Source organism: Amycolatopsis sp. NPDC045836 (assembly GCF_056431745.1).
Map to the genome: position 1 here is coordinate 136,336 of NZ_JBWKKF010000019.1, position 19,475 is coordinate 155,810.

At 70.3% G+C, this 19,475-nt stretch carries 21 protein-coding genes and 1 tRNA gene; 8 read left to right on the forward strand and 14 right to left on the reverse strand.

Translation table 11 applies throughout. The features are described from left to right. Positions 1-62: 62 nt before the first annotated feature. From AC07EG_RS31350 to AC07EG_RS31370, 5 genes are all read right to left on the reverse strand, one after another. On the reverse strand, positions 63-638 hold the full coding sequence (locus AC07EG_RS31350; protein WP_478256835.1) for a hypothetical protein: 576 nt from the start codon (positions 636-638) through the stop codon (positions 63-65). 230 nt (positions 639-868) lie between these two features. Then, a complete protein-coding gene (locus tag AC07EG_RS31355; RefSeq protein ID WP_478256836.1) occupies positions 869-1,639 on the reverse strand; it encodes a hypothetical protein in 771 nt (256 codons plus the stop codon). A 180-nt stretch (positions 1,640-1,819) separates the two neighbouring features. Continuing rightward, positions 1,820-1,972 carry a hypothetical protein gene (locus AC07EG_RS31360; protein ID WP_478256837.1) on the reverse strand — a complete coding sequence of 51 codons (153 nt, stop codon included), beginning with the start codon at positions 1,970-1,972 and terminating at the stop codon, positions 1,820-1,822. A 121-nt stretch (positions 1,973-2,093) separates the two neighbouring features. Next, positions 2,094-2,780, reverse strand: a complete 687-nt coding sequence (locus AC07EG_RS31365; protein WP_478256838.1) for a Crp/Fnr family transcriptional regulator — start codon at positions 2,778-2,780, stop codon at positions 2,094-2,096. A 25-nt stretch (positions 2,781-2,805) separates the two neighbouring features. Then, positions 2,806-2,994 carry a DUF1918 domain-containing protein gene (locus AC07EG_RS31370; protein WP_478256839.1) on the reverse strand — a complete coding sequence of 63 codons (189 nt, stop codon included), beginning with the start codon at positions 2,992-2,994 and terminating at the stop codon, positions 2,806-2,808. 122 nt (positions 2,995-3,116) lie between these two features. On the opposite strand from AC07EG_RS31370, the gene AC07EG_RS31375 reads away from it, so the two are divergent. Continuing rightward, the gene (locus tag AC07EG_RS31375) at positions 3,117-3,410 is read left to right on the forward strand and encodes a DUF2277 domain-containing protein (protein WP_478256840.1); all 294 of its coding nucleotides are present in this window, start codon (positions 3,117-3,119) and stop codon (positions 3,408-3,410) included. A 220-nt stretch (positions 3,411-3,630) separates the two neighbouring features. On the opposite strand, the gene AC07EG_RS31380 is transcribed toward AC07EG_RS31375, so the two are convergent. Together AC07EG_RS31380 and AC07EG_RS31385 are read right to left on the reverse strand one after the other, a co-directional pair. Then, positions 3,631-3,718: transfer RNA gene (locus tag AC07EG_RS31380), tRNA-Ser, on the reverse strand. Positions 3,719-3,742: 24 nt separating this feature from the next. Continuing rightward, a complete protein-coding gene (locus AC07EG_RS31385; protein WP_478256841.1) occupies positions 3,743-4,210 on the reverse strand; it encodes a MarR family winged helix-turn-helix transcriptional regulator in 468 nt (155 codons plus the stop codon). 521 nt (positions 4,211-4,731) lie between these two features. Between AC07EG_RS31385 and ypfJ the strand changes: the two genes are divergently transcribed. After that, a complete protein-coding gene (ypfJ, locus tag AC07EG_RS31390) occupies positions 4,732-5,628 on the forward strand; it encodes a KPN_02809 family neutral zinc metallopeptidase (RefSeq protein ID WP_478256842.1) in 897 nt (298 codons plus the stop codon). Between the two features lie 66 nt (positions 5,629-5,694). Here ypfJ and AC07EG_RS31395 read toward each other — a convergent pair whose 3' ends face one another. Continuing rightward, positions 5,695-7,233, reverse strand: coding sequence for a M28 family metallopeptidase (locus AC07EG_RS31395; protein WP_478256843.1), 1,539 nt, complete (start codon positions 7,231-7,233; stop codon positions 5,695-5,697). 202 nt (positions 7,234-7,435) lie between these two features. Between AC07EG_RS31395 and AC07EG_RS31400 the strand changes: the two genes are divergently transcribed. Beyond that, a complete protein-coding gene (locus AC07EG_RS31400; RefSeq protein WP_478256844.1) occupies positions 7,436-8,413 on the forward strand; it encodes an NAD(P)H-quinone oxidoreductase in 978 nt (325 codons plus the stop codon). Between the two features lie 43 nt (positions 8,414-8,456). On the opposite strand, the gene AC07EG_RS31405 is transcribed toward AC07EG_RS31400, so the two are convergent. Beyond that, on the reverse strand, positions 8,457-9,656 hold the full coding sequence (locus tag AC07EG_RS31405; protein ID WP_478256845.1) for a cysteine desulfurase-like protein: 1,200 nt from the start codon (positions 9,654-9,656) through the stop codon (positions 8,457-8,459). 91 nt (positions 9,657-9,747) lie between these two features. On the opposite strand from AC07EG_RS31405, the gene AC07EG_RS31410 reads away from it, so the two are divergent. From AC07EG_RS31410 to glfT1, 5 genes are all read left to right on the forward strand, one after another. Beyond that, entirely contained in the window at positions 9,748-10,314 is a 567-nt protein-coding gene (locus AC07EG_RS31410; protein WP_478256846.1) for a bacterial proteasome activator family protein, read from the forward strand. 167 nt (positions 10,315-10,481) lie between these two features. Next, on the forward strand, positions 10,482-11,300 hold the full coding sequence (locus AC07EG_RS31415) for a class I SAM-dependent methyltransferase (protein ID WP_478256847.1): 819 nt from the start codon (positions 10,482-10,484) through the stop codon (positions 11,298-11,300). A 45-nt stretch (positions 11,301-11,345) separates the two neighbouring features. Further along, a complete protein-coding gene (gene wzm, locus AC07EG_RS31420) occupies positions 11,346-12,296 on the forward strand; it encodes a galactan export ABC transporter permease subunit Wzm/RfbD (RefSeq protein ID WP_478256848.1) in 951 nt (316 codons plus the stop codon). Positions 12,297-12,306: 10 nt separating this feature from the next. Beyond that, the gene (gene wzt / locus AC07EG_RS31425) at positions 12,307-13,122 is read left to right on the forward strand and encodes a galactan export ABC transporter ATP-binding subunit Wzt/RfbE (protein ID WP_478256849.1); all 816 of its coding nucleotides are present in this window, start codon (positions 12,307-12,309) and stop codon (positions 13,120-13,122) included. 2 nt (positions 13,123-13,124) lie between these two features. Next, entirely contained in the window at positions 13,125-14,024 is a 900-nt protein-coding gene (glfT1, locus tag AC07EG_RS31430) for a galactofuranosyltransferase GlfT1 (protein ID WP_478256850.1), read from the forward strand. Here glfT1 and AC07EG_RS31435 read toward each other — a convergent pair whose 3' ends face one another. The 5 genes from AC07EG_RS31435 to AC07EG_RS31455 all read right to left on the reverse strand — a co-directional run bounded on the left by AC07EG_RS31435 (position 14,025) and on the right by AC07EG_RS31455 (position 19,460). Then, entirely contained in the window at positions 14,025-14,255 is a 231-nt protein-coding gene (locus AC07EG_RS31435) for a hypothetical protein (protein WP_478256851.1), read from the reverse strand. A 113-nt stretch (positions 14,256-14,368) separates the two neighbouring features. Then, a complete protein-coding gene (locus tag AC07EG_RS31440) occupies positions 14,369-14,506 on the reverse strand; it encodes a hypothetical protein (protein ID WP_478256852.1) in 138 nt (45 codons plus the stop codon). Between the two features lie 157 nt (positions 14,507-14,663). Then, entirely contained in the window at positions 14,664-15,110 is a 447-nt protein-coding gene (locus tag AC07EG_RS31445; RefSeq protein ID WP_478256853.1) for a hypothetical protein, read from the reverse strand. Further along, the gene (locus AC07EG_RS31450; RefSeq protein WP_478256854.1) at positions 15,107-15,493 is read right to left on the reverse strand and encodes a hypothetical protein; all 387 of its coding nucleotides are present in this window, start codon (positions 15,491-15,493) and stop codon (positions 15,107-15,109) included. The genes AC07EG_RS31445 and AC07EG_RS31450 overlap by 4 nt, the downstream gene beginning before the upstream one ends. Before the next feature lies 1 nt (position 15,494). Beyond that, positions 15,495-19,460 (reverse strand): RHS repeat-associated core domain-containing protein, encoded by a 3,966-nt coding sequence (locus tag AC07EG_RS31455; RefSeq protein ID WP_478256855.1) that lies wholly within the window; start codon positions 19,458-19,460, stop codon positions 15,495-15,497. Positions 19,461-19,475 lie beyond the last annotated feature (15 nt).

A 19,475-nucleotide genomic window follows, 5' to 3' on the forward strand; every position in this document is an offset into this window, starting at 1 on the left:
CGGCACGCGAACCGGCCCGTCGCTGTCACAGCGGCGGGCCGGTTCGTTGCGCGGGACGGGTTTCAGCGCCCGCCCCTGGCCTGCGCGATCATCTGGTCGAACACCGGCCCGATCACCTGCTCGACCTGGTCCCCGAACTGCTCCACCGGGTTCTTCGGCTTGGGCGGGCTGGTTTGCGCGGGCAGGTCGCCGCGGGCCTGGCCCTTCCGCGGCTTCCCGGCTTGCGGCTTCTTCTTGGTTTCCGAGGCGGCGACCACGGCGGTGGTCTGTCTCGGTTTTGCTTGCGGCTGCTGGGTTTCCTGGTTCGGCGACGGCTCGGGCGGATCGGACGGCCCCGGCAGCACCGGCCGCACCGGCTCCGGTTCGGCGACCACCCGCGGCGGCGCCTGCACCGGCGACTGGGCGGTCTCCACCGGCACCGGCACCGGTTCGTGGGTGCCGAGCCAGCCGACGAAGAACAACGCGGCGGCGGCACCCATCACCAGTGCGGCGTGGCGCAGGCCACCGTGCCCGGTACCGCCCGCCGGCTCACCCACCCGGCGCCCGGCTTCGCTCGCCGCGATGATGCCGGTGCGGTCGCGCAGATCCGCCGGGATCGAGGTGCCACCGTGCGGTCGCCGCCGAGATTTCCGCGTCACCAGCCAAACCTCCGATGCTTGGTGTGACCGGCTTTGCGCCGACCGTGACCACGCGAGAAGGCGAAGCTACCAGCGCGTTCAGTCCGGGCGGAACCACACCCGGCCCACTTCCCGGCCAGGGGGACCGAGAACAACTCGATCGGGTGACGGGGGTCTTCCGCCCCGCCGAGCGCGCCGGGCCGGCGGGCCGTTCGCCCCCCTTCGGCGAACGGACCGCCGGCTCGGCGCGCTCAGTGGTTTTCCCGGCTCCGCTGGCTTTCACCGCTCTGACGCAGGTGCGCGATGAGCCGTTCCCGCATCGCGGCCCCGGTGGGCTCGGCCGCCCGGTGCCTGCCGGGCAGCTTCGACACGGTCGGGATCTTGTCCGCGTCCACCCCGTCGAGCAACCGCGCGGCCAGCCCCGGGTCCCCGCTGGTGACCAGCCTGCCCAGCGCGCCGCGGTGCATCTGCCCCAGCCGGATGCGGTCCCCGGGGTGGGCGGCCCGCCCGCGCACCGCCGGGTCCACCCGCAACCGCACCACGCACGGTCCGATGTGGAGCGCCGGGTCGGCGGAGAAGAACTCCAGCTGCGCGTTGAGGTCCGCCTCCGCGTCGGCGTGGTCGGCGACGTCGTAGGCAGCGGAGATCTCCCGCAGGAAGGCGGTCAGCGCGGGGCGGATGGTGGCCGCGGCGTCCCGCACCCGCCGGTGCACCACCTCGGCCGGGCTGTCCACCCGGCAGGTGCACCGGACCTCGGCGTCGAAGCGCAGGTCCGGGTCCCCGGCGGGCAGCGCCTCGGTGAAGCCGAGTTCGTGGTCGGCCAGGTCCACCACCCACGAGCGCAGGTAGCTGCCCAGCCAGGCGTCCGGCACCCGGCCGTCCGCCTCCACCACCACCGGCTCCCCCTCGCGGGGTTCGAGCACCAGCGCGGTGCCGCGGCGGGGCGGGGTGATCGGGGCGAACAACCGGACCGCACGCGGGCGGCGCACCTCCAGGATCGGGTCGAAGGTCGGATCCGTCACCAGCACTCCGTTCTCGGAAAAGCGCCAACGCACTTCGCGGTCCGGGAAGAGATCCCGGTACCGCGCTGAATGCCGTACGCGGCAAATCTCAAAGGAAGTCACCGGAAAAAACAAGGCCGTACCACTGACAAAAAAGGTGACGATTAGCGGACAACCACCGCCGAGCGGAAGGCCACCGGCTCAGCCGCCTGCCGCCTGCCGCTGCACGGCCGGGGCGACCGGGGTGTAACCGGCCGAAACCGGATCCGCGAAGCCGGGGTTGAGCTGCACCCCGAGCAGGAACCCGATGATCATCCCGATCAGCAGCGTGGTGGCGACAATCCTGATCATCATCGCGGGAGCGCACATCATTCGCATCGGGAATCACCTTTTCAGGTAGCTATTAACCGTCGCGTGATCACGCTATCCCGGTGCGGGGAATCCTTGTGCGTCAAATGATGTGCAACGCCGAAGTTCAGCCGCCGGTCTCGGCGAGCAGCGCCCGCAGGCGCGGCACGTGCACGCGGATCCGGCCGCGGCCGGTGGAAACGATGTCGCGCCGCCGGAGTTCCTCCAGCACCCTGGTCACCGAGACGAGGGACGCCAGCACCATGTCCGCCAGTTCCCGCTGGGTCAAGCGAACGGTGACCAGTTCGCCGGAACGGCTCTCCGCCTCCGCCAGTTCCAGCAGGCACTGCACGGTGCGGCGGCGGGTGTCGAAGCGGTGGTGGTGGCGGTGCAGGTCGCTGTCCCGCAGCCGCGCCACCGCGTTGGTCAGCACCGGCCAGGCGATCTTCGGCCGCTCGCGGCACAGCGCGGCGAACCGGACCGCGGGCACCACCAGCGCGCGCACCTGCCGCAGCACCTGCACGGTGGCCGACACCGGACCGCCGTCGACCGCGGCCATGTCCCCGACGATCTCGCCCGCCCCGCGGCGCGCGATGACCGTGCGGGTGCCGCTCGCGTCGGCGCGGAAGACCTCGACCAGGCCGCCGTAGAGCACGAAGACGCCGTCGGCGCCCTCGCCTTCGCGGCACAGCGTGGCCGGGCGCGGGTACGAGCAGAGCGCACCCGCGCGCGCCAGCGCCTGCCGGTCAGCCGGGTCCAGCGCACCCCAGAAGGTGCCCGGAGCCGCCCGCGGCAGCGGATCGCGCCAACTCAACCGTCGCCCCTCCCCCGCGTGGCGCTCAGGCGTCGCGGTTGCGCACCACGGAGTCCGCTCCGGGGCTGATCAGCGCCTCGTGCCCGTCGGGGAAGCGCACCCGGTACGGCGGGTTGCCGTCCGCGCCGAGCACCTCCACGATCTCGGCGAACCGGTCCTGCTGGCCGACCACCCGGCCGTGGGTGAGCAGCTGGTCACCGACGCTTGCCCGCATGGTTCCTCCCGTCTCCGCCGGTGCTCCCTAGAATGCCCTTCGTAGCCGCCCGAGCACAGCGTGCGCCAGGGTGAATACCCGTTTTCGAGCCGTTTTCGAGCCCCTCGACGTATGGTGGTGCCATGTGCCGCAACATCACCAACCTGCGCGGACTGGAGCCGGTCGCCACCGACGAGGAGATCCAGGCCGCCGCCACCCAGTACGTCCGGAAGGTCGGCGGGGTCAGCTCCGTTTCGGCCAAGAACCGCGAAGCGTTCGAAACCGCGGTCGCCGAAATCGCCGCCGCGACGGAGAAGCTGATCAACTCGCTCCCCGCGCGCCGCAAGCCACCGGCCGTGGTGCCACCCCTGCGCCGCCCCGAGGTCCAAGCCAGGATCGCCGCCCGAGAAGCCGCGAAGGCCGCCGCGGAAGCCTGAGACCTGCCACGGGAACGACTCGAGCAGCAGCGAGTCGTAGACGGACGGCCGAACACCTGCCAGCCCCGAATCCCGGCTCGGCGTCACCGAGAAACCCGCGCCACCACACGGATCCCGGGGCAGGCGGTAACCGAGGGCGTAGCTCTCCAGCCGCTCCCAGAACCGGTCCGGCGAAAAGAACGGATCGGCCCCGAACACTCGGCGGTTCCGAAAACCGTGCTGGCGGAAGCGGAGGGATTTGAACCCCCGGTTGGTTTCCCAACGCTCGCTTTCAAGGCGAGTGCATTCGGCCGCTCTGCCACGCTTCCCTGCCCCGAGCGTAGCGCCTCGCCCTACCAGGCGCCGCCGAGGTGGTTGTTGACCCGCGTGAACGCCCGCCCCAGCACCACCTGCTCCTCCTCGCTGAGCAGATCGATCAGGTGCGCCCGCACCCCGGTGACGTGGGTGGGCGCCGCCCGTTCGAGCAGGGCGCGGCCCGCGGGGGTCAGCACGGTGATCACGCCGCGCCGGTCGGCCGGGTCGCGTTCGCGCTGGACGTAGCCCTCCTGCTCCAGCCTGCCCACCTGGTGCGACAGCCGGCTCTTCGTCGACCCCAGCATGGCCGCCAGCTCCGACATCCGGACCCGCCCGTCCTCACGGGCCGACAGCGCGACGAGCACCTCGTAGTCGATGAGCGAGAGGTCGTGCTCCTCGGCGAGTTCGCGGTGCAACCGCTGGCGCAGGTGCAGCGTGGCGACGATGTAGGACCGCCACGCGAGCATCTCGCGCTCGCTGAGCCACCGCGGTTCGTCCTCGCTCATGCCACGCAGAGTAGATCCCGGCCCGGCCTCCGCCACAGCGGGGATCTTCCGCCGAAAGTGGCAGCCGAAACGGTTGAGACTCAGCCCGCCGAGGCGCATCCTGGTGGACAAGCGGATGGCACGACCCGAACCGCGGCACACCGGCCAGGCGCGCCGGGACGGGCCTCCACCCGGGAGAGGGTTAGGTGGTGCAGTGACGGATGATTCCTCGCGGTTGACCGCCGGCTGTGTCCCACGACCAGGGCGATCCCACTGACGACCAGGTCGTGACTGTGAACAGCGCGAGCGCGGGTTTCCCTGGTGCGCTCGGGTCTGAGAAACGCGCATTCTCGGCGTCGTCGAGCCTGTGTTCGGTGTGGCCTCGGTGACCCCACCGGCAGCGCTCCTCGCCGGCCCGGCAAGCGGCTGACCGCGACAGTTCCATGACAACCTCGGTAGTCCTGGGTGCCGTCCCGTTGCAGGCGGCACCCAGGCTTTTTCTTGCCCCAGCGCGCTTTCCGGGGGCCGGTTAGGCTTTCGGGGTGCGATTCGACGAAGGTGCCGGCCTCGACGTCTCCGAGGTCTCCGATCAGCGTGGGGTGGGTGGCCGGGTCGCCATCGGCGGCGGCGGTCTCGGGGTGCTCGGGTTGGTGGTCTACTTCCTGTTCTCCCAGTTCGGCGGGGTGTCGCCGAGCGGGACGGGGTTGTCGGGCATCGGCTCCGGCGAGCGGACCGACAACGGTGCGCTCTCCTCGGAGTGCCGCACCGGCGCCGACGCGAACACCAACCGCGACTGCGCCACGGTCGCCGTGATCAACTCGATCCAGGACTACTGGGCCGCCGAATTCGCTCGATCCGGGCAGACCTACCGCAAGGCCACCACGAACTTCTTCAGCGGCGGCACCCGCACCGGCTGCGGCAACGCCAGCTCCGACGTCGGCCCGTTCTACTGCCCCGCCGACTCCGAGGTCTACATCGACCTGGCCTTCTTCGACGAACTGCGGTCGCGCTTCGGTGCGCAGGGCGGGCCGTTCGCCGAGGCGTACGTGCTGGCGCACGAGTACGGGCACCACGTGCAGAACCTCAACGGCACCTCGGACCGGGTGCGCAGCCGCAGCGGCCCGGCCTCGGACTCGGTGCGGCTGGAGCTGCAGGCCGACTGCTACGCCGGCGTCTGGGCCAACCACGCGACGACCACGCCGACCGAAACCGGCAGGCCGCTGGTCACCGAGATCACCCAGGACGACGTCAAGCGCGCCCTGGACACCGCCGCCCGCATCGGCGACGACTACATCCAGCGCGAACTCGGCGGTGGCCGGGTGGACGAGTCGCAGTTCAGCCACGGCACCTCGAAGCAGCGCGAGAAGTGGTTCACCACCGGCATCACCACCGGGGACCCGGCCCGCTGCGACACGTTCAGCACCCGGGACCTCGGCTGACCCGCTCGAAACACGGCGAAAAAGGCGAGGGGCCGGGCGAGCGCCCGGCCCCTCTCCCCACTTCACTCAGGCGGCGACGTCGTGCGTGTGCTCGGCGTGCGCTGCGAAGGTGCGCTGGGCCTTCCGCTGGTCCGCGGTGGCCTTCTTGTTCTTGGCGCCCTGCGGCGCCACCCCGTTGACCTCTTCGGTGCTGATGCCGTACACGGCGGTCACCCAGGCCAGGGCGTCGGCGTTGCGGTCGAGGGCCTTGCGGTCCACGTTGCCGAGGTTGTCACATGGCTGGTGGTAGCACGGGTCGTAGGCCACGCCCGCCTTGCCGCCCCACTTCGCCGCCTGCGCCTCGGTCTTGATGCCCTCGGCCCCGGTGAACAGCCCACCGGCCGGGATGCCGAGCGCGATGAAGCCGCCGTAGTCGGACCGGCCGCTGAAGTCGGTGTCCTCCACCTGGATGTTCTGCGAGCCCAGGTAGCCGACGAACTGCTGCTCGATCTGCGCCGAACCGTACGGGCCGGGGCCCGAACCCTCACCGGCCGAGTCGTCGCCGTCGTAGGCGAAGTACGCGGCGTTCGGCGAGCCGATCATGTCGAAGTTCAGGTACAGCGCGATGTCCAGCTGCTGCTCGAAGCTGAGCTGGCTGGTGTAGTAGTTCGAGCCGACCAGCCCGAACTCCTCGGCACCCCACCAGGCGAACCGCACCGCGTTGTTCACCTTGGGGCTGCCGCCCAGCTGCAACGCGGTCTCCAGCAGCCCGGCCGAGCCGGTGCCGTTGTCGTTGATCCCGGCGCCGCCCGGCACGCTGTCCAGGTGGGCACCGGCCATCACGACGTTGTCCTTGCGGCCCGTCTTGGTCTCGGCGATCACGTTGGAGGTGGTGCGCTGCTCCTGGATGGTGCGCAGCTCCAGGGTGACCGAGGCGCCGTTCTGCCCGGCCAGCGTCTGGCCGGCGGCCTGGCTGATGCCACCGGTCGGGATCTTCGCCGCGCTCGGGTCACCGAGCGTGCCGTTCAGGTCGCCCTCGACGTTGTTGTAGATGATCGCGCCGATCGCCCCGGCTTCCGCGGCCACCTGCTGCTTCTGCGCGAAGGAGCAGGACCCGCGCGAGACCAGCACGATCTTGCCCGTGACACCGCTGTAGTCGCTCGCCTCGCAACCCGGCGTGGCGTCCGCCGGGACCACCGCGAGCGGCGCGGTGATGCCGCCGACCGGGGTGGACGGGCTGTAGGTCATCACATGGATCGGCACGTCGGTCCCGGCCACCTCGAGGCTCTCCGCGAGCGTCTCGGAGTAGGTGAACGGGAACTGCTGCCTGGTCACGGTGAAGCCCGCGGCTTCCAGCTTGCCCGCCACGTAGTCGGCGGACTTGTCGTAACCGGGGGTGCTGGCGGCCCTGGTCCGGCCGTTCTGGTCGGCGATGCGCTGGAGGGCGACCAGGTGGCGGTTCACGCCACCGACGTCGACCTTCTTCACCAGCTGTTTGGCCAGTGCAGGCCCGTCCGGCACCGCCTGCGCCTGCTGCGCGCCTGCGGCCGGGGCGGTGCCCAGCGCCAAGCCAGCGCACGCGGCCAGTGCGACCGCGGGCGCGAGCTTCTTTCTCACGGATGACATCGAGCGGTTCCCCAATCTCACGTGGAATCGGCACCGGTCCCACCCAGCCCCCCGAACAGACCGGATACCGCGATGCGCATCACCTTCAGCTGTTTGCCGCCCCTGGTCAAGAGGCATTCGTTGGATTTGTGGCCGGTAATCCGTTGACCGCTGTTTACCCGCGCTGGTAACGAATTGACATTGCGGGTTTATGGTCGACGGTATGCACGCGATCACGATCAGCGAACCAGGCGGGCCGGAGAACCTCCACTGGAGCGAGGTACCCGATCCCGAACCGGGGCCCGGCGAGGTGCTGGTGGAGGTCGCCGCCAGCGCCGTCAACCGGGCCGACCTGCTGCAACGGCAGGGCAAGTACCCACCGCCGGAGGGCGCCAGCGAGATCCTCGGCCTCGAGTGCTCCGGGGTGGTCACCGAACTCGGCGAGGGCGTCGAGGGCTGGGCCGTCGGCGACGAGGTGTGCGCGCTGCTGGCCGGTGGCGGGTACGCCGAGAAGGTGGCGGTGCCCGCCGGGCAGCTGCTGCCGGTGCCGGGTGAGGTGAAGCTGGTCGCCGCCGCCGGGTTGCCGGAGGTGGCCTGCACGGTCTGGTCGAACGTGGTGATGCACGCCGGCCTGGCCGAGGGCGAGGTGCTGCTGGTGCACGGCGGTGCCGGCGGCATCGGCACGCACGCGATCCAGGTCGGCAAGGCGCTCGGCGCCACGGTCGCGGTGACCGCCGGTTCGGCCGAACGGCTGGAGAGCTGCCGCCAGCTCGGCGCCGACCTCGCGATCAACTACCGCGACCAGGACTTCGTCGAGGTGCTGCGGGCGGAGACCGGTGGCGCGGACGTCATCCTGGACAACATGGGCGCCGCCTACCTCGGCAAGAACGTCGACGCGCTCAAGCCGGACGGCAGGCTGATGGTGATCGGCATGCAGGGCGGGGTCAAGGGCGAGCTGAACCTCGGTCAGCTGCTCGGCAAGCGCGCCAGCGTGACCGGGCTCGGGCTGCGCGGGCGGTCGCTGGCGGACAAGGCGCGCATCGTCGGCGCGGTCCGCGAGCACCTGTGGCCACTGGTCGAACGGGGTTCGGTGGCACCGGTGGTGGACCAGGTGGTGCCGATGGCCGAGGCGGGCACCGCGCACCGCAGGCTGGACGAGGGCGGCGTGTTCGGCAAGATCCTGCTGTCCGCCCGGTCCTGATCCCCAACGGGGTTCAGCGCAGTTCAGCGCAGCTCAGCGCAGCTCAGCGCAGTTCTTCGAGGACGCGCACCAGCTGGTTGATCTCGAAGACGTTGGAGTAGTGGGCGAGGCCGACGCGGACCGCACCGCCGACCTCGCCCGCCCCCATCGCCGCGAACACGCCGCTGGTGCCGTCGTCGGCGAACACGCAGAGTCCTTGCGAGGCAAGGTATTCGGCCACTTCGGGCGGCTTCTTGCGGGACACGGTGAAGGCCAGCGCCGGAATGCGGCGCATGGCGTCGCCGATCACCATCACGTGCGGCAGCGACCGCAGTTCGGTGCTCAGCTGCGCCAGCAGGCCCGCGTGGTACGACTTCGCCGAGCCGAGCGAGGTGACCAGCTTCTCCCGCCGCGAGCCGATCGCGGCATCATCCAGCCCGGACAGGTAGTCCACCGAGGCGACCAGCCCGGCGAGCAGCGGATAGGCGTGCGGGCCCAGTTCCAGCCGGGCGGGCCCGCGGGCCCCCGCCTCCAGCGAGACCGACGGCAGCCGCTCCAGCAGTTCCGGATCGCGGAAGACCAGTGCGCCGATCGCGGGGCCACCCCACGCCTGCGCCGAGAGCACCAGCACGTCGGCGCCCAGTTCCGGCAGGTCCAGCGGCACGAACGGGGCCGCGTAGGTGGCGTCGACCACCACCAGCGCCCCGACGCGCTTGGCGTACTCGATGATCGTCGGCACGTCCGGGCGGGTGCCGACCGAACCGGACGCCAGCGTGACGGTGACGACCTTGGTGCGCGCGGAGACCAGGTTGGCGTACTGCCACGCGGGCAGTTCGCAGGTCTCGATGTCGATCTCGCCCCAGCGGACCACCGCGCCGACCCGCTTGGCCGCCCGCCACCACGGCGACAGGTTCGCCTGCTCGTCGAGCCGGGACAGCACCGCTTCGTCGCCGATGGTCCACCGCTCGGAGAGCACGTCCGCCAGCCGCTGGAGCAGCACCGACGCGCTGGGCCCGAGCACCACCCCGGCCGGATCGGCGCCGACCAGGTCGGCCACCGCGCGCCGGGCCGCCGACACGATGCTCTCCGCGCGCTGCGAGGCCGGGAAAACGCCGCCCGGCCCGGAAACCGGGGCACGCATCGCGGTGGACACAGCCGAGGCCACCTGTTCGGGTACCAGCATCCCGGCCGCGCCGTCGAAGTGAATCCAGCCGTCACCCAGCGCGGGGAACAACCCGCGAATCCGAGCGACGTCGAAGGCCATGGGCACACGGTACGGAGCCTGCGAATCACCGTGTGCTCCGGGGTTGGCCTGCGAACCGCGTGACCAGCCACGGACCGCTAGGCTCGGGACCATGACCGAGCCGAATTCCCCGAAAGCAGACACGAACGGCGAGTCCGCCCAGCACGTCGTGGTGGTCGGGCCAGACGGGTCCCCGGTGGGCACGGCCCGGGTCGCGCCGAGCGAGCAGGCCGAGCAGAACGAGACCGTCGGCGACCTCGTCGAAGAGCCCGCCAAGGTGATGCGCATCGGCACGATGATCAAGCAGCTGCTCGAAGAGGTCCGCGCGGCACCGCTGGACGACGCCAGCCGCAACCGCGTCCGCGAGATCCACGAGACCTCGATCAAGGAGCTGGAGCAGGCGCTGGCCCCGGAGCTGCGCGACGAGCTGGAGCGCCTGGTCTCGCCGTTCACCGAGGACGCCACCCCCACCGACGCCGAGCTGCGGATCGCGCAGGCCCAGCTGGTGGGCTGGCTGGAGGGGCTGTTCCACGGCATCCAGACCGCGTTGTTCGCCCAGCAGATGGCGGCCCGCGTGCAGCTGGAGCAGATGCGCCGCGGCCTGCCCCCGGGTGCGTCGGCGGCAGGCGGTGGTGACCACCCCGGTCCCGGCATCGGGGGCACCGGCCAGTACCTGTGACCCCCCGTCCCCGGTGATCTTGGGCCGCGTTTTCCCCGGTGGGCAAAGGCGGCTACCGGTTCACGCGGAGTCCGCGCCTGCGTACACTGCGCCTTTCGGCGCGGCCTAGGCATCGGGGCGACAGGGGGCCCCACCAGCCGAGCCTGCGAACCAGGGAGGACCCCGCGGTGCTCGACAGAATCCACCACCTGCTCAGAGGCGAAGCTCTCCGCCGGTCGGTGCGCGACAAGTTCATCCGCGCCATCGCCGAAGCGATGGAGCCGTTCCAGCACGAGCAGCGCGAGCGCCTGGACCGGCTCGAGCACGAGCTGCGCCAGGACGCCAAGCACGCCTTCGACCGGCTGGTGGAGTTCGAGATCCGCAGCAGGCGGGACATCGTCTACGCCGCCGACCAGGAAGCCGCGATCGAGGCGAACCGCTTCGTGCGCAACCACATGCCGACCGCGCCGCACTTCGGCCACCCGCACGCGACGCTGGAGCACGCGCTCTCGCTGGCGCCCGCCGAGGGCATGGCGCTGGAGTTCGGCGTGTACACCGGGACCACGCTGAAGATCATCGCCGCCGCGCGCGCCGGCGAGGTCTACGGCTTCGACTCGTTCCAGGGCCTGCCCGAGGACTGGCGCAACGGCTTCCCGGCGGGCACCTTCACCGTCGACGGGCTGCCGGACGTCTCCGGCGCGGAGCTGGTGCCCGGCTGGTTCGACGAGACCCTGCCCGGGTTCCTGGCGGAGCACCCCGGCCCGGTCGGCTTCCTGCACGTCGACGGTGACCTCTACAGCTCGGCGAAGACCGTGCTCGACCTGGTCGGGCCGCGGCTGGTCGAAGGCAGCATCGTGGTCTTCGACGAGTTCTTCAACTACCCGGGCTGGCAGCGGCACGAGTACCGGGCGTGGATGGAGTACGTCGGCGAAACCGGCGTGGAGTTCACCTACGAGGGTTACACCTACGCCGACGAGCAGGTCATCGTCCGCATCGGCGGGCGGTGAGGGCTGGTCTCGGTCAGGTCGGGGCCGTCGGTACCCTCGTATCTCGTGCACGCCACCAGCACCATCGAACAGGTTCCCGCGCCCCCTGCGGTCTCCGACAGCCGCACGTTCAAGCGCGCCATCCGCGATCTCCGCCAGGGTTACGCCAACCGTGAGCTGTGGAGCCACCTCGGCTGGCAGGACATCAAGCAGCGCTACCGGCGCTCCGTGCTCGGCCCGTTCTGGATCACCATCAGCCAGGGTGTCATCGCGCTCGGCCTCGGTGTCCTCTACGCGGTGCTGTTCGGTGCCCCGGTGGCGACCTTCCTGCCCTACGTGGCCACCGGCCTGATCGTCTGGACCTTCATCAGCGGCTGCCTCACCGAGGGCATGGAGTGCTTCATCGCCAACGAGGGGCTGATCAAGCAGCTGCCCTCGCCGTTGTCGGTGTACGCCCTGCGCACGGTGTGGCGCCAGATGCTGATGTTCGCCCACAACATCATCGTCTACGTGATCATCATGCTGATCTACGTGGGCACGCTGAGCGGGCCGTACACGTTGACCGGCAACGGGTCCTGCGGTGGGGTGAACGAGGCCTGGACCTGCCACCCCGGCCTCGGGTTCGACATGCTGCTCGCCATCCCCGGGTTCGTGCTGGTGGCGATCAACGCGGGCTGGGTGACCATGCTGCTGGGCATCATCTCCACCCGCTTCCGCGACATCCCGCAGGTGATCAACGCGCTGGTCCAGCTGCTGTTCTACCTGACCCCGATCGTCTGGCCGCTGGACCAGGTCAGCGCGGTCGGCGGCAACCGGCACCAGCTGGCCGAGACGGTGCTGCCGATTATCCAGCTCAACCCGATCTACCACCTGGTCCAGGTGGTCCGCGCCCCGCTGCTGGGGCAGCACCTGAGCTTCTACAGCTGGCTCGCGGTCGCCGGAATGGCGATCGTCGGCTGGGGCCTGGCCCTGGTCGCCATGCGCAACTACCGTGCCCGCGTCTCCTACTGGGTGTGACAGGAAACCAATGGTCAGCATTGATGTTCGCAACGCCTACGTCGACTTCCCGATCTTCGACGCGAAAACGCGCTCGCTGAAGAAGAAGGTCATCGGGAAGGTCGGCGGCAAGATCGGGACCGGCAGCCGGATCCCGATCATCGAGGCGCTGCGCGACGTGACGATCTCGCTCTCCGAAGGCGACCGGGTCGGCCTGGTCGGGCACAACGGGGCGGGCAAGTCCACCCTGCTGCGGCTGCTGTCCGGCATCTACGAGCCCACCCGCGGCTCGGCCAAGGTGGTCGGCAAGGTGGCGCCGGTGTTCGACCTCGGCGTCGGCATGGACCCGGAGATCTCCGGCCTGGAGAACATCATGATCCGGGGCCTGTTCCTGGGCATGACGCGCAAGGAGATGGAGAAGCGGGTCGACGACATCACCGAGTTCACCGAACTCGGCGACTTCCTGCAGATGCCGCTGCGCACCTACTCCACCGGCATGCGGGTGCGCCTGGCGCTGGGCATCGTCACCTCGATCGACCCGGAGATCCTGATCCTGGACGAGGGCATCGGCGCGGTCGACGCGGCGTTCATGGCCAAGGCGCGCGACCGGCTCAAGGACCTGGTCCGCCGCTCCGGCCTGCTGGTCTTCGCCAACCACTCCGACGAGTTCCTCGCCGAGTTCTGCGATTCGGCGATCTGGATGGACGAGGGTCAGGTCAAGCAGCACGGTTCGCTGCGGGAGGTGCTCACCGCCTACAAGGGCCGGGACCCCTTCCAGAACCTGAGCCAGGAGACGCTGGAGCGGATCGGGCAGGCCCCGGTCCTGAGCGGGAACGGCGGCGAGTAGCGGTGGAGCAAGCGCTGGCGGCGGGTTCGGTGGTGGCCGTGGTGGTCACGCGCCACCGGCGTGAACTGCTCGCGGACTCGCTGAAGGTGATCGCCGCGCAGACGCGGCCGGTGGACCACCTGGTGGTGGTGGACAACGGGCCGGACCAGTCCGCCGAAGACGTGGTCGCCGGTTTCCCGCTGCCGTACACCTACCTCCCGTCGCACCGGAACCTCGGCGGCGCGGGCGGCTTCGCCCTCGGCATGCTGCACGCGCTGTCGCTGGGCGCGGACTGGATCTGGCTGGCCGACGACGACGGCAGGCCCGGTGACGAGAACGTGCTGGCGGTGCTGCTGGAGGTCGCCGAGCGGCGGAACCTGGCGGAGGTCTCGCCGGTGGTGACGAACATCGAGAACCCGGACAAGCTGGCGTTCCCGTTGCGCCGCGGGCTGACCTGGAAGCGCTCGGCCGCCGAACTGGGCGAGGAGTTCCTGCCGGGCATCGCTTCGCTGATGAACGGCGCGTTGTTCCGGGCGTCTACTTTGGACGTCGTCGGCGTGCCGGACCTGCGCCTGTTCTTCCGCGGCGACGAGGTCGAACTGCACCGGCGGCTGGTGCGCTCGGGGCTGCCGTTCGGGACCTCGCTGCGCACCACCTACCTGCACCCGGACGGCTCGGACGAGTTCAAGCCGATGCTGGGCGGGCGGTTCCACGCGCAGGACCCGTCGAACGAGGTGAAGCGGTACTACACCTACCGGAACCGGGGTTACCTGCTGTCGCAGCCGGGGATGCGGAAGATCGGCGCGCTGGAGATCGTGCGGTTCGGCCTGTACTTCGTCGGCGTGAAGCGGGACCCGAAGGCGTTCCTGCAGTGGCTGAAACTGGTCCGCCAGGGGCGGCGGGAGCACTTCTTCCGCTACTGATCAGACCGAGCAGGGGTACAACTCGACATCAGCAGTCCTCACGGCGATCCACTGTCCGGGCAGTGGATCGCTTCGCGTTTCCACGGTCACCACGGAACTGCCGAACCGGAGCGCGCAGAGGCCGTCGCCGAGCACTCGCTCGACCAGGCCGACGAGCTCACCGGTGGAAATCCGGGGCGCGGTCGCCGAGGTCCGAGCCACTTCCACGACCCCGGCGACTTCGAGTTCCACCTCGATTCCCCCGCAGGGTGGCGGCCAGGCGCCGGCCCACCGAGCCGCTGCGGACCCATAGGGCGAGTCGAACCGAACCGCCCGGTCCTCACCGACGCTCTGGACGACCACCCTCATCGTTCCTCCCCGCCCCGCAGTTCTCGCAGTTTCGCCGAATCCGCCACCGGATCGTCGAAGTCGAAGTCCGGCGCCAGCGGCGGGCCGGTCGAGGACGCGTAGCGACGGCAGTTCCCGCACCACACGTACGTCATCGCGACCACCCGCGCCCCACGGTGGTCGTACAGATACTTGCGCACGGCCCGGTCGCCGCACGCCGGGCAGACCCGCTCGCCGCGGTCGGTGAGCGGGGGCGCGGTCCGCCCCAGCTCGTCGATTCCTGCGGCGAATAGGTGCGCCAACGGTTCCCGGTCATTCTCCGAGGTATGGGGAGGGCCAGTTCGGCTCGATGAACAGGCCCTGCTCGACCAAGCCCCGCCAGGCATCGCCGGGGTCCACAGTGGACCCCACGTAAAGGTAGTAGTCGAAACCGACGTGCACGTAGAAACGGTCGCCGTCCTCCAGGCGGCACCAGACACCCGACTCCCGCAACATCGCCCGGCACACCTCGATCGCCTCGTCCAGCGAAAGCCACTGCCCCTCGGCGATCGACGCGTCTTCCGCCGCTTCAAGCCCGCGCACCTGCAACCGCATCAGCCCGGCCAACTCCGCGGCAATCCGCACCGCCCGCAGGTACAGGTCCTCGACCCGCTCGTACTCCGCCTGCTCGACCAGCTCACCGACATCGGAGTACGCCGTCCACTCGTCTTCCGGATGCCCCGGTCCGTACTTCGTGACCTGGTATCGGAACACCTTCACACCGAATAGGGGTACAGCTCCAGCTCGTCCGCTCGGACGACGGCCGAAATCCACCGGCCGGACAGGTCCTCCGCCGGCCCGTCTTCGATTTCCAGCGTCACCACCGAATCGCCGAGACGCACCGAGAAGAGGTCGTCGCCGAGGGGGGATTCGACCTGGCCGGTCAGTTCGACCTCGCCTTCCCGCAGCGCCAGCCGGGGGGCGTGCGCCTCGACCGGGTGCACGCGCTCGGCCCAGGTGAACGGCTCCTCGACCTCCAACTCCACTTCGACCTCGCCGGACGGCGCGGGGTCCGGGCCCGCCCACTTCGCGGCCGCGGAACCGTAGGGCGAATCGAATTCCACCAGCCCGGCGCTCCGGCCGGGGCGCACGACGATCCTCATCTCACTCCCCTGCCTGCGGCGGCACCGGCGGTTTCGGCTTCTTCACGATGATAGGCACGCGCACCTGCGTGTTCTCCACGTGCCACTGCCCGGTCGCCGGGTCCTGCGACCAGGTTTCCTCGTGGTAGTGGTGCTTCGTCGGCTTGCCACCCATTTCGTGTGCGCCGTAGCGGATGCTCCGCGTGCCGTCCTCCGAGACGATCCGGTCCGCATCCGGCTGCCCGGTGCGCGGGTGGATGTTGGTGTGCGTGCCCTCGCCGAGGAACTCGTCCCAGTTGTCGACCGCGTCCTCCGGCTTGACCGGCTTGGGCGCCACGGTTTCGTTGACCGTCGCCGGGTTGTTCGCGGCCGAGCCGCCCCCGCCCTTGGGACAGCTGCCGCCGGACGGCCCCGGGTTGTGCGCGGTCAGGCCGAACGGGTCGATCCAGCCGGTCGGGTTGTGCACGTACGCGTAGGGGTTGGGCGACGGCGCCAGCCCCAGCGGGTCCGGGCTGTAGTAGCGCGCGGTTTCCGGGTCGTAGTACCGGTGGAAGTTGTAGTGCAGCCCGCTTTCGGTGTCGTGGTACTGACCGGGGAAGCGCAGCGGGGTGTCCACCCCGGACGTGGTTTCGTCGACCACCTCCCCCCACAGGTTCGTCCGGCGGCGCCAACCCGGGTTGCCGCGGTCGTCGAACAGGTCCGTCGGCGTGCCGACCAGGTCGGTGACGATCGAATAGAACCGCGTGTCCACCTCGTGCTGTGCGAGGTCGTGCCCGGTCCGGCCCTCCACCTGGGCGAGCGCTCGCAACGAGCCCGGTTCGAACTCCCAGGTGACCACCCGGCCGGTGTGGTCGGCCTGCTCGGTCAGCACCGCGCCGTCCCAGGTGAACTCCACCCACTCGGCGACCCGGCCCCGTTCGTCGAGCCGCTCCTTGGCGATCCGCCTGCCGAAGGCGTCGTAGCGGTAGCGCCAGCGCGCACCGTCCGGCGTGACCAGGCCGACCAGCCGGTCCTCCGCGTTCCAGCTGAAGTGCCAGTTGTCCGGCTTCGCGGAAAGCCGCTTGCGCTGGCGCAGCACCACCCGCCCCTGGCGGTCGTGCTGGTACCGCACGTTCCCCGCCTCCCGCAGCAGTGCGCCGTCGAACCGGTGCACCCGCGACGAGACCCCGCTGACGTTGCCCGCCGCGTCGTAGTCGTAGGTCTCCGTGCGATCAGACCTCTCGACCCGGCGCACCCGGTTCGACGGATCCAGGTCGAACCAGGTGGTGCCCTCGTGCTGGTCCTCGATCCCGGTCAGGTAACCGCTCGCCTGGTACCGGAAGTCACGGCGGCGCAGCACCCTGGCGCCCACCCCGCCGGCGGCCACCGTGGACACCGTCTGCGAGACCAGCCGGTCGTTGCGGTCCCACGACTGCGCGGTGATGGTCCCGGTGTCGAGCAGGCGTTCCACCTCCCGGCCGGACTCGTCGAACCCGAAGCTCAGCGTGCGCCCGGCCGTCCTCAGCACCTTGGGTTCGTCGAGGTCGCCGTACTGCCAGTGGCTTTCCCTGCCCTGCGGGGTGCGGCGCCAGACCTTGCGGCCCGCCGCGTCATAGCGGTACCGCGTGGTACGGCCGTTCACCGTCTCGGCGACGATGCGCCCGAGCGGGTCCCGCTCGAACACCACGTCCGCATCGGCGTTCTGCGCCCGGACCACCCGGCCGGCCTCGTCGTAGGCGAACCTGGTGGTGCCGTCCGCGGTCACGCGCTCGACGACCTTGCCGACCGCGTCCCGCACGAACCGCGTGAGCACGCCCTCACCGTTCACCCGCTCGACCAGCTGCCCGGCCGCGTCGTAGGCGTAACGCAGCTCACGGCCGTTGAAGTCGACCTCGCGGACCAGGTTGCCCACCGCGTCGTATTCGTACCGCCAGCTGAGCCCCTGCGGGTTGCGCACCTCGGTCAACCGCAGTTCCGCGTCGTAGCGGAAGTCGTGCCGGGTGCCGTCCGCGGCGAGTTCGCCGGCGGCGAAGTCGAAGTGGGTGGTGTCGTACCGGGTCACGCGTCCGGCCGGATCGACGTGCTCGACCTGGTTGCCCTCGCCGTCGTAGGTCCAGCGCTCGGCGGAACCGTCCGGCAGCGTACGGGCGAGCAGTTGCCCTTCGACCGTCCACGCGAACCGCGTCACCCCGCCACCGGGGTGCGTGGCCGCCACCACCCGGCCGAACTGGTCCCGCTCGTACACGGTGACGCCACCCCGTGGATCGGTCACTTCGAGGGGCAGTCCGGCGGCATCGGCGCGGATGCGGCGGGTGCGGCCCAGTGCGTCGGTGCTGGAAGTCAGCACTCCGCGCTCGTCGTAGTCGTACGTGGTCCGCGCACCTGACGGGTCCGTCACCGCGGTCAGGTTCCCGCGGTCGTCGTACTCCTGGCGCAGCACCGCGCCGTCCGTGGCGATCACGGTCGTGGGCTGGCCGAAGGCGTTGTACTCGGCCAGCGTGCGCGCGCCGTCCGGACGGGTGAGGGCGAGGAGGTTGCCGTCGTTGTCGTATTCGTAGCGGGTGGTCCGGCCCAGCGGATCGGTCCGGGAGCGGAGGCGGTTGTACCCGTCCCATTCCTGCGCGGTGAGGCCGCCGAGCGGATCGATCACCCGCGTGATCCGGAACGCCTCGTCGAACTGGTACGTCGTCGGGTGGCCCAGCGCGTCGGTGTAGACGGTCCGCCGGTTCTCGGTGTCGTACAACCAGGTTCCGACCAGCGCGCCGCCGGACCCCTCGGTGCGCACCACCCGGCCCTCGGCGTCGTAGGTGTAGCCGTACCACTCGTCGTTGCGGTCCCGCCAGCGCACGATGCGCTCGCCACCGCCGTACTCGAACTCCATCGGCCTGCCGGAGGAGTTGCGAACCGCGGTCAGCCGCCCGGTCGAGTCGTAGTCGTACCGGGCGAGCGCGATGTCGTCGCCGTGTTGGTTGTGCAGCAGGAGTTCGGTGACCCGGCCGCCGTCGGTGCGCAGGTCGACCCGGTACCCGCCGTGGTGCCGGATGTGCAGCGGCGCACCGGACCCGTCGTACTCGAAGTCGATGCGGTTGCCGTTGCGATCGCTGATCGACTCGATCGGCCGGACCTTCCCGGTCCCGGCGAAGCGCAGCACCCGCCCCAGTTCCGGTTGCCGCACGAGGTATTCGCCCGCATCGGGCCTGGACAGCCGCCAACTCGGTCCGGACACCGGCGCCACCTCGGCCCCACCGGGCGTCGGCAGCGGGTACCGCAACCGCGCGCCGTCCGCGGCGGCGAAGTAGACGGCGTCATCCTCCACTTCGATCCGCTGGTCCACGGTGGAAATCCAGGATCGGCCGAACCACCGGCCCACTCCGGCGGAGGAGAAGTAGGTGCGCTGGAACGCCAGTGGCAGCACACCGGGCAGTTCCACGTCGAACTGGCTCATGAACACCTGGCCGGTGGCCAGGTCGACCGGGTCGCCGGAGCCGGGCGCGCACTCCTGCTGACGGGCGTCGGCATCGGGATCGCCCGCGTTGTCCCGCATGGACGAGTTGTTCGGATCGTTGCGGCTGCTCCCGCCCCCGGTGCCGGTACCGCCCGGAGCGCTGTCCACATCGGACGGAGTGGTGCCGGGGGTGTCCGGGGAGTTCGGGGTGGTGTCCGGGGACTTCGGCGACGTCTTCGCCGCCGACGGAGTGGTGCCGCTGCCGGGTTTGCCGCCCCTGCGCAGCATCTTCGACAGCTTCTCGATGATCTCACCCAGCTTGTCGACGATCTTGCGGATCTTCGGCGACACATTCCCGATCGTCTTGACCAGCTTCCGGACGAACTCACTGATCCTGCCGATCGTCTTCGTGATCGCCGCCGTCGCCTGCGCCGCGATCACCGGCGTGGCGAAACCCAGCGTCGCAGCAGCCTCCAGCGCCCAGGTGATCAGCTTCCCGACCAACTCGGCCACCAGATCACGCACGAGCTCGCGCACCGCCGCCACCACGGTGCCCATGATCATCACACCAGCCGAAAC

Bases quoted from the DNA above. Each gene is read 5' to 3' on its own strand.
- AC07EG_RS31360 (WP_478256837.1), bottom strand. From the start codon at position 1,972: ATGATGATCAGGATTGTCGCCACCACGCTGCTGATCGGGATGATCATC.
- AC07EG_RS31370 (WP_478256839.1), bottom strand. From the start codon at position 2,994: ATGCGGGCAAGCGTCGGTGACCAGCTGCTCACCCACGGCCGGGTGGTC.
- AC07EG_RS31375 (WP_478256840.1), top strand. From the start codon at position 3,117: ATGTGCCGCAACATCACCAACCTGCGCGGACTGGAGCCGGTCGCCACC.
- AC07EG_RS31385 (WP_478256841.1), bottom strand. From the start codon at position 4,210: ATGAGCGAGGACGAACCGCGGTGGCTCAGCGAGCGCGAGATGCTCGCG.
- AC07EG_RS31395 (WP_478256843.1), bottom strand. From the start codon at position 7,233: ATGTCATCCGTGAGAAAGAAGCTCGCGCCCGCGGTCGCACTGGCCGCG.
- AC07EG_RS31400 (WP_478256844.1), top strand. From the start codon at position 7,436: ATGCACGCGATCACGATCAGCGAACCAGGCGGGCCGGAGAACCTCCAC.
- AC07EG_RS31405 (WP_478256845.1), bottom strand. From the start codon at position 9,656: ATGGCCTTCGACGTCGCTCGGATTCGCGGGTTGTTCCCCGCGCTGGGT.
- AC07EG_RS31410 (WP_478256846.1), top strand. From the start codon at position 9,748: ATGACCGAGCCGAATTCCCCGAAAGCAGACACGAACGGCGAGTCCGCC.
- wzt (WP_478256849.1), top strand. From the start codon at position 12,307: ATGGTCAGCATTGATGTTCGCAACGCCTACGTCGACTTCCCGATCTTC.
- AC07EG_RS31440 (WP_478256852.1), bottom strand. From the start codon at position 14,506: ATGACGTACGTGTGGTGCGGGAACTGCCGTCGCTACGCGTCCTCGACC.
- AC07EG_RS31450 (WP_478256854.1), bottom strand. From the start codon at position 15,493: ATGAGGATCGTCGTGCGCCCCGGCCGGAGCGCCGGGCTGGTGGAATTC.
- AC07EG_RS31455 (WP_478256855.1), bottom strand. From the start codon at position 19,460: ATGATCATGGGCACCGTGGTGGCGGCGGTGCGCGAGCTCGTGCGTGAT.